At 45.0% G+C, this 14,317-nt stretch carries 12 protein-coding genes; 6 read left to right on the top strand and 6 right to left on the bottom strand.

The window, feature by feature from the left end; genetic code table 11:
• Positions 1–80 precede the first annotated feature (80 nt).
• Positions 81–2,012 (bottom strand): cytochrome C, encoded by a 1,932-nt coding sequence (locus JEU20_RS14540; protein WP_198246869.1) that lies wholly within the window; start codon positions 2,010–2,012, stop codon positions 81–83.
• Between the two features lie 88 nt (positions 2,013–2,100).
• Here JEU20_RS14540 and JEU20_RS14535 point away from each other — a divergent pair, with 88 nt between their 5' ends.
• Complete coding sequence (locus JEU20_RS14535) at positions 2,101–2,442, top strand: IS630 transposase-related protein (RefSeq protein ID WP_198246868.1); 342 nt, start codon at positions 2,101–2,103, stop codon at positions 2,440–2,442.
• Positions 2,393–2,938 (top strand): IS630 family transposase, encoded by a 546-nt coding sequence (locus JEU20_RS14530; protein ID WP_198246870.1) that lies wholly within the window; start codon positions 2,393–2,395, stop codon positions 2,936–2,938. Before JEU20_RS14535 ends, JEU20_RS14530 begins: the two co-directional genes overlap by 50 nt.
• Before the next feature lie 163 nt (positions 2,939–3,101).
• Here the strand turns inward: JEU20_RS14530 and JEU20_RS14525 are convergent, their stop codons facing one another.
• The 4 genes from JEU20_RS14525 to queF form a co-directional block, all read right to left on the bottom strand.
• On the bottom strand, positions 3,102–3,515 hold the full coding sequence (locus JEU20_RS14525; protein WP_198246867.1) for a hypothetical protein: 414 nt from the start codon (positions 3,513–3,515) through the stop codon (positions 3,102–3,104).
• A gap of 248 nt (positions 3,516–3,763) precedes the next feature.
• Positions 3,764–4,633, bottom strand: coding sequence for an archaetidylserine decarboxylase (gene asd, locus JEU20_RS14520; protein ID WP_198246866.1), 870 nt, complete (start codon positions 4,631–4,633; stop codon positions 3,764–3,766).
• The gene (locus tag JEU20_RS14515; protein ID WP_198246865.1) at positions 4,630–4,920 is read right to left on the bottom strand and encodes an EscU/YscU/HrcU family type III secretion system export apparatus switch protein; all 291 of its coding nucleotides are present in this window, start codon (positions 4,918–4,920) and stop codon (positions 4,630–4,632) included. Before JEU20_RS14515 ends, asd begins: the two co-directional genes overlap by 4 nt.
• A 3-nt stretch (positions 4,921–4,923) precedes the next feature.
• On the bottom strand, positions 4,924–5,313 hold the full coding sequence (gene queF, locus JEU20_RS14510; RefSeq protein ID WP_198246422.1) for a preQ(1) synthase: 390 nt from the start codon (positions 5,311–5,313) through the stop codon (positions 4,924–4,926).
• A gap of 311 nt (positions 5,314–5,624) precedes the next feature.
• Here queF and smc point away from each other — a divergent pair, with 311 nt between their 5' ends.
• Genes smc through JEU20_RS14490 form a run of 4 tightly spaced genes read left to right on the top strand, consistent with a single transcriptional unit; the run spans position 5,625 to position 12,469 of the window.
• On the top strand, positions 5,625–9,128 hold the full coding sequence (gene smc / locus JEU20_RS14505) for a chromosome segregation protein SMC (RefSeq protein WP_198246864.1): 3,504 nt from the start codon (positions 5,625–5,627) through the stop codon (positions 9,126–9,128).
• A complete protein-coding gene (locus tag JEU20_RS14500) occupies positions 9,128–9,844 on the top strand; it encodes a cell division protein ZipA (RefSeq protein ID WP_198246863.1) in 717 nt (238 codons plus the stop codon). The genes smc and JEU20_RS14500 overlap by 1 nt, the downstream gene beginning before the upstream one ends.
• A 14-nt stretch (positions 9,845–9,858) precedes the next feature.
• Positions 9,859–11,115 (top strand): hypothetical protein, encoded by a 1,257-nt coding sequence (locus JEU20_RS14495; RefSeq protein ID WP_198246427.1) that lies wholly within the window; start codon positions 9,859–9,861, stop codon positions 11,113–11,115.
• The gene (locus JEU20_RS14490) at positions 11,108–12,469 is read left to right on the top strand and encodes a coiled-coil domain-containing protein (RefSeq protein ID WP_198246862.1); all 1,362 of its coding nucleotides are present in this window, start codon (positions 11,108–11,110) and stop codon (positions 12,467–12,469) included. The genes JEU20_RS14495 and JEU20_RS14490 overlap by 8 nt, the downstream gene beginning before the upstream one ends.
• A gap of 45 nt (positions 12,470–12,514) precedes the next feature.
• Here the strand turns inward: JEU20_RS14490 and JEU20_RS14485 are convergent, their stop codons facing one another.
• On the bottom strand, positions 12,515–14,257 hold the full coding sequence (locus tag JEU20_RS14485) for a methyl-accepting chemotaxis protein (RefSeq protein ID WP_245395286.1): 1,743 nt from the start codon (positions 14,255–14,257) through the stop codon (positions 12,515–12,517).
• Positions 14,258–14,317: the final 60 nt, after the last annotated feature.

The following is a 14,317-nucleotide window of genomic DNA, read 5'->3' as shown; positions in this document are numbered from 1 at the left end:
GGGGCAATAATTTTAGCCATTGACAACACAAAAAACCTGATCAGACAAATAGCCTGATCAGGTTTGATGATGAAGGGAGGTTAGTCGGAAAAGCTTTTTTGTAAGCTATGGCACAAATTACAGGCGACTTGATCACCTGCTTTCAGTGTAGCCAGTATTTTCCCCTGTTTGTCTTTTAGCACGCGATCAACCGGTGTTTTTGACAATCGGGTACCTAAATGGTCGTCACCATGACAATTATTACATTGGCTGTTATCTTTTTCGGCAAAATGGCCATGGCCATCTTCATCATTCCAGTCTGGATCATTAACCGGATGCATGCCATGTGGGCCGTTTAAAGTGCCTTTTGGGAAACTGCCGGGCTCATGACAAGTGTTGCATTCGGTAATGGTGCCCTTATGGCCTTGCAGCTGCATGGCGGTAACATTGTCATTAGCATCCGGGTTACGGTTTGGCCAAATTGCATGCGGACTGCCGTGACAAGATTCACAGCCTAGTTGCGCATGATTATCAAGGCTGTTGCGATACAAGGTATTGGGATTTTCCGCAAAACGATGGGTCTTTGGCGGTAATGGTTCGGCCGCAGGGTCGGCGGGGTTATAGGCTATGGTCGCAACAGGCTCCTGGCCGATGCCACTATGGCAGGATCCGCATTTGGGTTCTTCTGCCCAAGGTTCGCGCGTGTGTCCATCCTGGTAACTGAATTCACCGCCCATGGCTAGTAAATTACCATGACAGTCATCACATTCCCGTCCGGCTGTGTACATAGCGCCACGGAAACATTGGGTCACTTTACCAGGATGGCAGAGGAAACAATTTTCTTCCATGGGGACATTGTCGCCGAAAGGGATCAGGGCGATGGCCTGATCTTGTTGAGGGGGATCAATCAGAATAGGTTCGCCCTGAAAATCGCGTAATAATTCGCCATTGGCATTGGTTTGTAAGCGGCCATGGAAGCCGTGCATAACATTGGACATGTTTTTGATCGTAGGGTCGCCTGCCGGCCCACCGACAGAGGCCAATGCGTTGGAGCGATGACAGCCGGCGCATAATACCGGTTTATCTTGCTGTATAAAGTCGGTGTTATGTTTGAAATCGTGCAGCATCAAAATATTTTTCTTGGCTGCTAGTTCAACATCGAGTCGATCAGTTGAGGCAGGCGCAATAAATTGCGGACCATTGTTTCGAGCGGTCGAATTTGCGCCGACTTTTCCGGCTGTGTGACAGTCGCGGCAATCGACTTCGGCAGAGACCGGTGCAACGGCGTCGGTCGTGGCCAGAACCTGGCCAGTTTGATTGTCAATCGCTTGAATACGGAGCAAGGGATAGGAATTTAAACGACCGCTATCATCGACATTGGTCAAGGGAATGCCTTGCGCAGTATGCCAGCCAGTTGCAGGAATAAATTTACTGAATGCTTGTGGATCATTGGCAACATAAGGATCTCGAATTCCCGGCATAAAACGGCCGTGGCCTTGGTCAATGTTGTCCAGTGTCAACAACCCTTCATCCGGCAGTGGATCCAATCCTGGAAATAATAACGAAGCTATAGTGCTGCCCGTATTCTGAAAATCATCCCAAAAGTCTGTTTTACGAATTGTAGCATCAGCCAACGAGCTGCCAAGTGGATAATTCTGACTGGTCGAATTGATGGAGCCAGGGCCAACGGGATCATTGGGGTTGGATGCGGCCGAATAACGCATTGCGACAGAGCTTGCGTCTAAGATCAAAGGCTTATTAGCACCTATGCTGCCTTTTTTTATGGCATAGGCGTTAATGGTATTGAATGGCGGCAAAATATTGAACGGATAAGAGCCTAGGTCAGCACAATGCATGCCTAAATCATTTACCGGTAAAACAACATGCTTTCCATCCCCAGCCGCCGTGCTGCCAGGTTCGGGTTGTTGTGGCGCCATGTCGGTAGTAGGCGGCGGGGTAATAGAGCCGACGGTAATATTGACGCTATCGGTACAGCGTGCGCCCTGGTCGTCGGTAGCAATGAAATGGACCAAAAAATGACCATTATTGACATCGAAAACGACATTACCAGGTTCTAGAGTACTATAGCTAAAGCAAGATTATGTGGCATAATATATTCCCATGACATACCCTCTTAAATTTCGACAAAAAGTCTTTGCGGTCAAAGAAAAATATGGCCTGACCTTTGAACAGACCAGTGAACGTTTTGATGTGCCGATACGCACCTTATTTCGTTGGCAAAAAAAGCTTGAACCCTGTTTGACTCGAAATAAACCGGCCACAAAAATTGATATGGAAGCGTTGAAGAAAGATGTTGAGCGTTACCCTGATGACTATCAATGGGAAAGAGCGAAACGCTTTAACGTGAGTCAACGGGCGATTGGTTATGCCTTAAAGCGTTTGGGTTTCAGCAATAAAAAAAACACTCAAACATCCAAAAGCGGACGAACAGGCACGGTCTGATTTCCAAGCGAAAATTGCGGACTACGCGTCCAAAGAGCGACCTATTGTCTATGTGGATGAAAGTGGTTTTGAGCAAAGTATGCCGAGAACGCATGCTTATTCACCGGTAGGCGAGCGGTGCTACGATGTCCATGATTGGCATGCGAAAGGGCGAATTAATGCGATTGGCGCTATGATGGGGTCCGCTTTGGTAACAGTCAGCTTATTTGAAGGCAGCATTAATGCTGACACTTTTTATGCTTGGTTAACCCAGGATTTGTTACCCAAACTGCCGGAGCAGACTGTCATTGTTATGGACAATGCTGCTTTCCATAAACGTGCGGATATTTTAGATGCCATCAAGCAAACAACATGCACTCTTGAGTTTCTTCCGCCCTATAGTCCAGACCTTAATCCTATTGAACGTAAATGGGCACAAGCTAAAGCGCTTCGACGGCAGCATCGCTGTGATGTCGATACGTTATTTTACAAATACTTAAATTATGCTAATTTATAATGCTCTAGCTATAGGTCTGAGGTCGGCGCCGCCATTGAAGTCCCATTCATACCGTAAAGGCTGGCCTTCAGGGTCAGATGCGTCAGCTTTAAAGTAAACGCTTCCGCCTAAATTAATAGATACGTCCGTAGTCGGTAGCAGAATATTGCAAACAGGCGGTTGATTAGACGGCGGCGGGGGGGGTACTCGAGCAGTTATCGGGCGCATGTTTGATGGCTTTATTTTTTTCCAGTCCCGAGGGTTCTAAAATAACCTGAATTTCACAAGGAACCTCATTTTCAGCAAGTTCTTTTAATTTGATTTCAGGTGAATCATCGCGGGTTGTCCGCTCGCTCAGTAATTGATGGGTATTAGCGTCAAAGATTTTAAAATGAAAAGGTTTTTTACCATCGATTTTAAGTTTGATTTTAACGTAATGTTTTTTAGTGTTGTATTTAGCTTTTTTTATGGTGAGTTTGCTGGCATATTTTTTGTGGTGTTCCTCCTTATCATCACCGGCTAAGGCGATAGATGATAAGGATAGCGCTAAAAATAGAAACAATAGTGTGTGCAGATATCGTATGGGCTTTATATTCATGGTCAAATCCCCTTTTGGCAAAGTGTTGTATCTGCACTGTATAAAATTAATCTTAAAATCAGGTTAAAAAGGGGCGATGAATTTATGAGGTAAGTTTTTGAAAGGTAGAGGTTGAAACGATGAGGGTGCAGGGTCATAACTTTAACCCAGCCTTGCTGTTGATAACTAGTAAGGTATTGATAAATAAAGAATAACTTGTTTTGTGGTCTACAAAGGCAAAGCTGAGTTAACTCATTATGGGTTAAATGTTACCCATGAGCATTCAATAAATAGCCTATTTTTTCACCGAGTTTAATGGGTTTTCCGGCAAAAAAATCTTTTTCCCAGGCGACTTTGTTTTTACCGAACAGGATGATGATGGTCGATCCCATATTAAAGCGGCCCATTTCTTCGCCTTTCTTTAATAGGATATTTTGATCGTCATAGTGCCAACTTCGAACGGAAGATGCGGTCGGTGGTGTGACGACGCCCTGCCAGACAGTTTCTACACTCGAGACAAAAATGGCGCCGACTAAAACCAATGCCATAGGCCCGGCTTCAGTATCGAACAGACAGGCGACACGTTCATTGCGCGCGAATAAGCCGGGCACACTTTCGGCCGTTGCCGCATTGACACTGAACAAGCGGCCAGGAATATGTACCATTTCGGTCAATTTGCCATCTAATGGCATGTGCAAACGGTGATAGTCTTTAGGCGACAGATAAATGGTACTGAATACGCCATCTTTAAATGCTGCGGCACGTTCGGCATCGCCGCCGAGTAGATCAACGGTGGAAAATGTCATGCTTTTGGCCTGGAATATTTTGTCGTCGGTAATCGTTCCTGCTTGGCTGACCGCGCCATCGGCAGGGCTGACAACGGCGTCTTTTTCAAGCGCAATGGGGCGGACGCCGGCTTTTAATTCGCGGGTAAAAAAATCGTTAAAGCTGGCGTAATCATCAAGGTTTTGGCTTTTTGCTTCGCTCAGATTGACACCATAGAGCTTGATAATCAGTTTGATAAAGGCGTTTTTAAACCAGCGAACACGGCAGTGAGTCAGTTTTGACATCAGGCCTGAAAGCCAGTGATGGGGCAGAATATATTGCGGTAATGTAGTCAGAACGTGTTTAATTTTCATGTTTCAGATTGATTATCAGGAGATTTGTCGCTGAGAAACCAGGCAAAAGCGATGACTTCGGCTACGGCGACATAGAGTTCTTCGGGGATGGTTTCTCCGACAGGGACTTGTGCCAGAATACGCGCCAGTTCAGGTTGGTTTTGCAAAGGGATGCCGTGTTTTTCAGCCAATTCCAGAATTTGTTGGGCGGTTAAGCCATCGCCTTTAGCGGTAACTTTAGGCACATTCTTGCCATCGTATTTCAAGGCAATGGCAAGATCGCTGGTGTACCAGGTTTTTCCAGGCATGAATTAAGGCAGTACGACCATTTGTGGTGGATGCCAATCTGGATTACGGTGTTCGGCGACGACAGTCGTGTAAATACCGCCGCGGACATTGAATTCGGCCCGAATACGCATAAAATTGGGCTGGGTGGCGTTTACCAGATCGTCGAGAATTTCATTGGTGACAGCTTCATGGAACGCGCCGGCTTCACGAAATGACCACATATAAAGTTTTAACGATTTGAGTTCTACACAGTGCTGGTCCGGAACATATTCGATTTGAATGGTGGCAAAATCGGGCTGACCTGTTTTAGGACACAGGCAGGTGAATTCAGGAACGTCGATATGAATCGTGTAGTCGCGGCCGGGATTGGGATTATCAAAAATTTCCAGTGTTTTACTCGGTTGTGTTGTCATATTTTTCAAATTAAATCGAATGCTTAGAAGTTAGATGTAATGCAAAGCCAGCGTTAACTCTGCTTTGCCATTGTTGTGCCATAAACTATTTATATTTTACCCGTAGCCTATGTTATTGACGGCAAAGTTTAAGTTATTTGAAAGCCTAGTCTGCTATGCTTGCCACAAAATGTTAATCTGGCTTTACCTTGAATGTGGCTTTTTATTAACCATCGGCAAAGCTTAAGTTAAAAAAGGCATAGGATTTAGCGCGGATTTTTTTACCATAATCGGGCATAATACTCGCCTTCTAAACCACTATTCTACCAGTAATGAAGCTGGAAAAAATCAAACTTTCAGGTTTTAAATCATTTGTTGATCCGACTACGGTGCCGATTACGAGCAACCTGACGGCTATCGTCGGGCCAAATGGTTGCGGTAAGTCGAATATTATTGATGCCGTACGCTGGGTGATGGGGGAGAGTTCTGCTAAACATTTACGCGGTGGCAGCATGGCGGATGTCATATTTAATGGCTCATCCGGCCGAAAACCTGTCAGCACCGCATCGGTGGAATTGATTTTCGATAACAGCGAAGGCCGGGCAGGCGGTGAATTTGCCAAATACAATACCTTGTCTATTAAACGCCAGGTCAGTCGTGACGGGCAGTCACTCTATATGCTTAATGGCAGCCGTTGCAGGCGTAAAGATATTACTGATTTGTTTCTAGGAACCGGTTTAGGCTCTAGAAGTTATGCCATTATCGAACAGGGTACGATTTCGCGTATGGTTGAAGCGAAGCCGGATGAATTACGCGTTCATATCGAGGAGGCGGCTGGCGTCTCCAAATATAAAGAACGGCGGCATGAAACCGAAACGCGCATGCGTCATACTCGGGAAAATCTGGAGCGGCTGGATGATTTGCGCGAAGAAGTCAGTAAACAGTTGGCGCATTTAAAAAAACAGGCGGAAAAGGCCGAGCAATATACCGCTTTGAAAAAACAAGAGCGGCAAATCAAAGAACAGCATTTAGCAATGCGCTGGCGTCATTACCAGCAGTTGGCCGAGCAACTAGAAGAAAAATTACAGGATGTCGCCGAGCAACATAACCGTTTGTTTATGCGGTTACGTGAAATTGATCATCAAATTGAGGCACAGCGCAGCTTACAAAAACAATCTCAACAACAAGTCGATGCGGTACAGAGCCAGTATTATCAGGTCGTATCTGATGTTAGTGCGTTGGAGCAAACCCTGGCCCATCAGCAACAGAGTCATCAGGAAACGGTTGCCGAAATCAACCGCCTCAGACAGCAGTTAGAGCAGATGAGTGCGGAATATCAACACGATGTGGAACAATTGGAGCAGATTCGTCAATCGTTGATGGCGGCGGAAGAAGACCTACAGGTTGCACAAGAACAAGCCGAAGAAACCGAACAGTTTCAGTATGAATCACAGCAACAAAAACAGCAATGGCAGCAGGAATGGGAAGCTTATTTAGCCGAGCAGGGGCGTTTTCGCGAGCAAAATGAAATTCAGCGCGTCAAACTGACGCAATTGGAAAGCCAATTGCAGCAATTACAAGCACGGGCGGAAAAATTACAGATAGAGCAGGCCGAGTTGCAGGATGTGTCATTAGAAGCCGTTATCGAGAGCTTGGCTGAGTCAATCGAAATACTCGAAGAACAGCGAGAAAATGGCCATCAACAACTGGAACAGAAAAATCAGGATATTGGCCAGTTACGCCAGCAATTGAAACAGTTGCAGATACTGCAACATCGACAGCGCGAAGAAATGCATCATGTGCAGGGAAAAATTACCTCGCTGGAAATGTTGCAACAGCATGCTATGGGGAAAGATAAAAAGGGATTACAAGCCTGGCTAGAACAGCATGAACTGGGACAAAAGCCTAGGCTGGCTGAATTTTTGACGGTACAGGATGGTTGGGAAACGGCTGTCGAGCAGGTACTGCACGATTATCTGGAAGCCGTTTGTGTCGATGATTTAAGCGATATTTTCGCCACGTTGTCATCTTTAGGGAATGAAACGGTCACATTTTTTGCAACCCGGAAAAATCAAATGACAATACACGCTAAAAATCAGCTCAGCGACAAAATTCAATGTGATTGGGATTTATCGGCTTTATTGAGTGGCGTTTATGTGGCCGATGATTTGGCTGAGGCGCAAACATTATTGGCTGACTTAAAGGATTGGGAAATGGTGGTGCTGAAAGATGGTACGCGCCTTGGCAAAAATTGGTTGCGGATTGATCGGGTTGTCGATGGTAAGACCGGCATTTTACAGCGGAGTAAGGAATTAAAAGCGTTAATTTCCAGGCAGCAGGAATTAGATACGGTATTAGAACAAACCGAATCGACACTAGAGCAAACCGAACAGCGCTTGAAAGACAGCGAGGCGCTGCGTGATCAGTTACAGCAGCAAGATAAGCAACTGGCGGCGGAATTGGCACGGAAACAGTCCGAATATAGCGCACAATCAGCCCATTTTGAGCAACAACAACGACGTTTACAGCAAATTGAAGCCGAATTGCAGGATATTCAGCAACAACAGGTCGAAAGTACCGAACAGCGTACTCAAGCCGAGGTTCTACAGCAGGAGGCAGAGCGAGTCTTGCAAGGGTTGCAGGAAAAGCGTCATCAGCTGGAGTTGCAAAGCGAGCAACTACAAGCCCTGCAACAAAGCAGTGAGCAATCTGTCAATGAGGCGCGTCGCAAGCTGCATACACTTGAAGCCCATATCAGTAGCCTGAAATCAGAAGAAAATCTGCTGGCAAGGCAGCTTGAGAGATTGGCTACGAACAAGCAGCAGGCCGCTGTGCGGCTGGATGAATTAGAGCAAAAATTGCAATCGACCTTGGCGCCAATGGATGATGAAAAGATTCGTCTTGAGCAATTGAAAGCACGCAAGCTTGAATTGGAACAGCAATTGAATGGCCTGCGTGAAACATTACAGGGCATCGAACAACGCTTGCTTGAGTTGACCGAAGAACATAACCAGATTCAGCGTCAAAAAGAACAGCAAAAAGAAAAGCTGGATGAAATCCGTTTTCAACAGCAAGACAGTCTGGTGCGGCAACAAACCCTGACCGAACAACTGGAAGAAATTGCCGCCGATATTGAACGTGTTTTGGCCGGTCTGCCCGATGATGCGGACGAAGCGCGCTGGAAACGAAAACTGGATGAGGTGAGTCAGCAGATTCAATGTTTAGGTACGATCAATCTGACGGCAATCGAAGAGTATAAGTCGCAATCAGAACGGATGGACTTTTTAAATGAACAGCATGCCGACCTGGTCGATGCGTTAAATACTTTGGATCAGGCTATCAGTAAAATTGACCGGGAAAGCCGGCAGCGTTTCAAGGAAACCTTCGATAAAATCAACCAGGGCTTGCAGGAGAAATTCCCAAAACTATTCGGTGGCGGCCAGGCTTATCTGGAACTGACCGATGATGATTTATTGGAAGCGGGCGTCAATATCATCGCCAGGCCGCCGGGTAAACGAAACAGTTCGATTCATTTATTATCGGGTGGCGAGAAAGCCTTGACTGCCGTAGCGTTGGTGTTTTCCATCTTTGAACTGAACCCAGCACCGTTTTGTTTGTTAGATGAAGTTGATGCGCCATTAGATGATGCAAATGTCTCAAGATTTTCCAAGATGGTAGAGGAAATGTCAGAATCCGTGCAATTTTTATATATTTCACATAACAAGGTAACAATGGAAATTGCAAAACAATTAACAGGTGTTACCATGAAAGAACCGGGTGTTTCCCGGATGGTAGCAGTTGATTTGGAAGAAGCAGTGACGATGGCAGAAAGCTGATGGATAAAGATATATTGAGAATTGCAATTATTGTTGTGGGCAGTATCGTTGTGTTGGGCATGATACTGTGGAATGTGTATAAAAGCCGGCATAAAAACCGGGGTATCAATTTTTATGACGAGGGTGATCCGCTGGATAATATTGATGAATCCTTGATCATCAGTAACGAATATGATGATTTCGATATTGTGCCTATTGGTTCAGCTAAGCCTGAAGACGATGATAGGGCAGAGTTTGAGTCTGATACTGGTATTGATGAAACGGCCCAAACTGAGTCAGAATTGAGCGAGCCTGAATCTGCCGAAATGACGCATCCGGAACTACCGCAATTGATTCAATTCAGTATCGTAGCGCGTAAGGATGACGGCTTTAATGGTGCCGAGTTGAAAGCGGCATTTGACAGGGTCGGGTTGGTTTATGGTGAAAGCGTGCAGGTTTTCGAGCGACTCGATGACAACAATCTGGTTGATTTTACGGTTGCCAGCATGGTCAACCCCGGTACTTTTCCAGCTTATAATTTAGAAACGTTCAGCTGTCCGGGGATTGTATTTTTTATGCAGCCTCGATTGTTGGATGATCCTGTGCCTGTATTTGAAAATTTTATCCAGACCATGCGCTTTTTGTCGGCTGATCTGGATGGCGTGATTTTGGATCACCAGCGCCAGCCATTAACCGACGAAACGATTGTCGCATTTCGACAACAATTGTCGAAATAATTCAGGTTAAGACCATGCATTCTAAACCACTTGAGTCCTCGGGATTAGGTTATTTTATCAACCAGATTCAAACTTTGTTTGTTGGCTTGTTACGCGTCTGGACCATTCCTATCGTATTGATGCTCAGTGTGTGCTCCGGTTTTACCACCTATTATGGTTTATCACATTTCATTTTACCCTGGATTGCATTAGTTATTACCATTGCGATTCAGTCCATTATTGTGATTTGTTCACTGGAACTGGCGGGGATTCACTGGAAAGCCAATCGTATGCGCTATTTCAGCGTGGTGGCATCCTTGTTGATTGCATTGGCGGCATCAATTTCCTTTTCGTATTTCAAGTTTTATGAAATCTCCGAACAAAGCCATTTGCATACCAACCGCCTGAATCAAGTGCGGCAGGATATCAAAGGCTATCTGCAACAGATTCTAAAGTTGAAGGCCGAGACCTTGCAACATTACAAGCAGGAACTCGATAAGGCCAGTCAGGATGTCTCCAAGGCCTATTTTGGAACCCATGATGAAATTCCAACGGCATTACGCCACCAGGTTGGGGAAGGGCCTTTCTGGAAACATTTCAATCAAATTTATCAGGACAAGAAAAAAGCATTGGCGCAAAAAGAAAATGACTTTGCCAAACTGGATACGGCAATTTCAGAACTGCAAACAGCGCTGGCAGCCTTAGACATCAGTACCGATATCGAAAAAACTTTTTATCAATTATTGTCGGCTTATCAAAAGGTGCAATCTTTGGTCAGTCAGTTTTTCAGCGATACCGGCAAGAACTTACCCGAGGCACCACTGTTGATGACTTATCAACAATTTGTAGCCGATGTTACGCCGTCATTTTCCATGTGGCAGGGCTTTTCCCTGTTCGCCTTCGTGTGTGCGGCAATGGTTGATTTTTTTACCGTGCTTTTATCGTATCGTCTGGAATTTACCGCGCCGGGGCCTTTGACAGCGCAAGAAGAAGAATTGGTTTTTGAATGCTTGCGCCAGTTCAGCCAGTTTCGCATCAATGAAAATGATGAACTGGAAATGATCATCGAAAAAACACCACTGGAAAAGGCACGCAATTATTCCGACTGGTCGCGGATGTTTGCTGTTGGCTTGTTGTTAAGTCGCGGATTTTTAAGAAAAGTGGATGAGCGAACGGTGGAATTTGCGCCTAACCTTTATCCTTTATTGGCCGAGAAGATGGCCGATAAGTTTGCTGTAATTCAGGCTAAGGCGGAACGGGGCAAGCAACAGCGGGAGAAAACCGATGGCTGATTCCAAAAAAGAAGTACAACAATGGCTGACTGAGGGGGAATGGTTATCATCAGACACAGAGTTACAGAAGCAAGAGTGGGACCCTGGGTTTGAAATTGATCGACAGGTCGTTGTGATGCAGGTTGGAAAACTGTATCAAAAGATTTTTTTGCGGCCAGATAATTTTGTAAAACGCTTTTATCACGAAATTTATCCGCTTCCTATCGAAGATTGGCATTATCAAGAAGAACTGGATTTATACGAAGGCTTTTGTCATTTTTCAGTTGATATTGAATTGCGCTTTCAGGCGACATTAGCTTATGTGCAACGTAATCTCGAAGCGATAGAATCGGTCAATCAGCATATCAAAGGACAGATTCAAACTGTTCTGAAAGATATTGTTCATCACCATATCCAGCAGCTTGGCGATGGACAATGGGTGGATCAAGGCTTATTGGCGGTCGAGCAAAAAATAGCTCAGGATATCAATGAGCGTTTGATGATGCAGAATATTTTGCCACGCGCGATTTGTTCTATAAAGGCGCGCTTCAGTGAGTTCCCAAATATTAAGCCTGGCAAGGATAATGTTTTTCTCCACGTTATCCGGCGTAATTATCAACAGCAGGAAGCAAAAAACAAGGCTTATTTTCGACAAAAGAGTGCCTTGCGGCAACAAAAACTTGAGCACAAGCAAAAACAGCTTGAAACCGTACGCCAATATGCTGAAATCGAACGACAAAAGCGTGCTATAGAAGCTGAAACAGAAATTTTGTTGTTAAAGGAAAAAGAAAAAAAATTGGCCGAAAAACTGGCGTTGAAGAAAAAAATACATGCTGAAAAAGTACGTCATAAACAGGCGCTGAAAGAGCTTGAGATAGAATATGAGGTCCGGCTTAAGCAAAAACAAAAGACCGAAAAACGTCAGGCTGAGAGTCAGGACCTAAGCGAAGTCTTGTCGCATCAGACCGAGTTGATGGAAAAACGACAACAAGCAGAATTAGATCGACAAGACCGCCAGCAAAATTTTCAGAATTTATTGCATGATAAAAAAGTCCAGGCCGAGATTGCACGCTATGAAAAACAACAGGAAATCTGGCGTGAAGCCAAGCTTAGAGTGCATCAGAAGCAGCTTTTATTAAAGCAGAAAGAAAAGGAAATAGAAGCGGAAGTCGAAGCTGAATTTAAACGATTGCAAAAGGAAGAGCAAGAAAAGCATTTAGTGATGCCATTTCAGAAACTCGATAAATTTATCGGGGAAGATTTATCTAAACAACGAACCGAGGCATTGAAAACAGAAGCTAAACTTGCGGTGTTGGAGAAACAACGTCTAGAGCTTGAGTTAGCGATCGAAGAGGCCAAAAAAAATCAGATATAAAAAAGCCCGGATCTACCGGGCTTTTTATAGAGGTTAAAGAAAAAATCAGGTTTTAAAATTGCTGACGGCGTCACGAAGCTGGTCGGCAAGGGCTTGCAGGTTTTGGCAGGCCTCCGTCATATGCTTGGCACCTTCAGCCGTTTGGTTGGAAACCTGATTGATATTATTGATATTATGGTTGATTTCCTCAGCCACGGCAGTTTGTTCTTCTGCCGCTTCGGCAATTTGGTTATTCATGTCGCTGATGGTATCAATTCGTTCGCTGATACGGCTGATGGATTCGCCGGCTGAGTCGGCTTCTTCGACACTGATTTTAGCCTGCTTCTGGCCATTTTCCATCACCGATACGGCCTGTTTGGCGCGTTGTTGCAAGCGGTCGATGGTTTGTTGAATTTCTTGGGTGGAGTTTTGTGTGCGGCTGGCCAATGTCCTGACTTCATCGGCAACGACGGCAAAACCACGGCCTTGTTCACCGGCCCGTGCCGCCTCGATCGCCGCATTAAGTGCTAGCAAGTTGGTTTGCTCGGCAATCCCCTGAATGACCTCCAACACTTCGCCAATGCTATTACTGTCGTTTTCCAGTTCATGAATGACATTGGCCGCATTTTCAACTTCGTTGGCAAGGTTGTTAATCCCTTGTACTGCCTTGTTGACGATTTCCTTACCCGTGGAGGCTTCCTGGTCGGCAATTGAGGCTGTTTCAGAGGCCTGAACTGCATTTCTGGCGACTTCCTGTACCGTTGCCGTCATTTCTTCCATTGCGGTGGCGACCTGTGTGGTTTCTTCTTGCTGACGGGTAACGCCTTGTCCTGTATTTTGCGAAATATCGGCCAATTCATGTGAGGCTTGGGCAACTTTTTCGCTGGTAAACATGATTTCATCAACCGTTTTGGCAATCTTTTTGACGAATGAATTAAAGCTGGCAGCAACCCAGGCAAATTCGGATTTTCCTTCTACTTTAAGGCGGGCGCGGAGATTGCCTTCGCTACCGGCAATATTTTGTAGGTTTATGGCTAGATCGGTCAAAGGAGCAATGATGATTTTATTCATCACAAAATAACCGGTGCCGCCGATAATGAACAGAGCCAGCGCTAAAAAGCCAACGGCACTCAATATTTTGTGATTGAGAACTTCAGCATCGACAGTATAAGGCGTAATGATTTCAAATGCGCCATGCAGTTGGCCGGCTCGGTTATTTTCCATTTTATAACCTAATAAATCCAGGCCCCGGTTATTACCCCAGATGGCTTGCGATGTGGACGGGTCACCATGACAAATCTCACATTGTTTTTGCAGAGTGACTGGTCTGAAATAGCGTATTTCCTGTTTTTCTTTATCGATATAACGATATTCCGAGGCCGCAGGGTTTTGTTTGAAATAAGCTAGTACTTTTTTTTCTAATTCATCGGCTTCGTTTTTTGGATTGCGGGCGTTTACTCGAGGTGCTTTAAAACGAAATCCGCCTTCTTTAGCCTTTTGTTGAACAACAGACCATGCGTTTGCGACGGGGACCGAAGCGAAAACAATTTGCGCGGCTTCTTTATGACTTTTGTTATGAGTTAGTTGTTTAAGTAGTTCAACAGAAAAAATGCCTTTATCCCAATTGTCGACCACTTTATCCCGAATTGACTCGGAAACCATAAGCAATTGTTTGGCCGAGTCAAATTTGTGATCAAGCATTTGCTGTTTTTGCATATTGGCGTATAAAACAACGACACCGATACCGAGTAGTGTTAACACTCCCATAGTAATGGCAACAACTTTTGTGCCAACAGAATGGATATTCATCAAGCGCATTTTGGTCTCCGCAGAGTAAATTCAAGTCATGATTCGATAAAAACAAGTTTA

It is taken from the genome of methane-oxidizing endosymbiont of Gigantopelta aegis (genome assembly GCF_016097405.1).
Classification (GTDB): domain Bacteria; phylum Pseudomonadota; class Gammaproteobacteria; order Methylococcales; family Methylomonadaceae; genus Methylomarinum.
The sequence above is the reverse complement of the archived record's forward strand: the minus strand, read 5'-3'. Positions and strand labels throughout refer to the sequence as shown.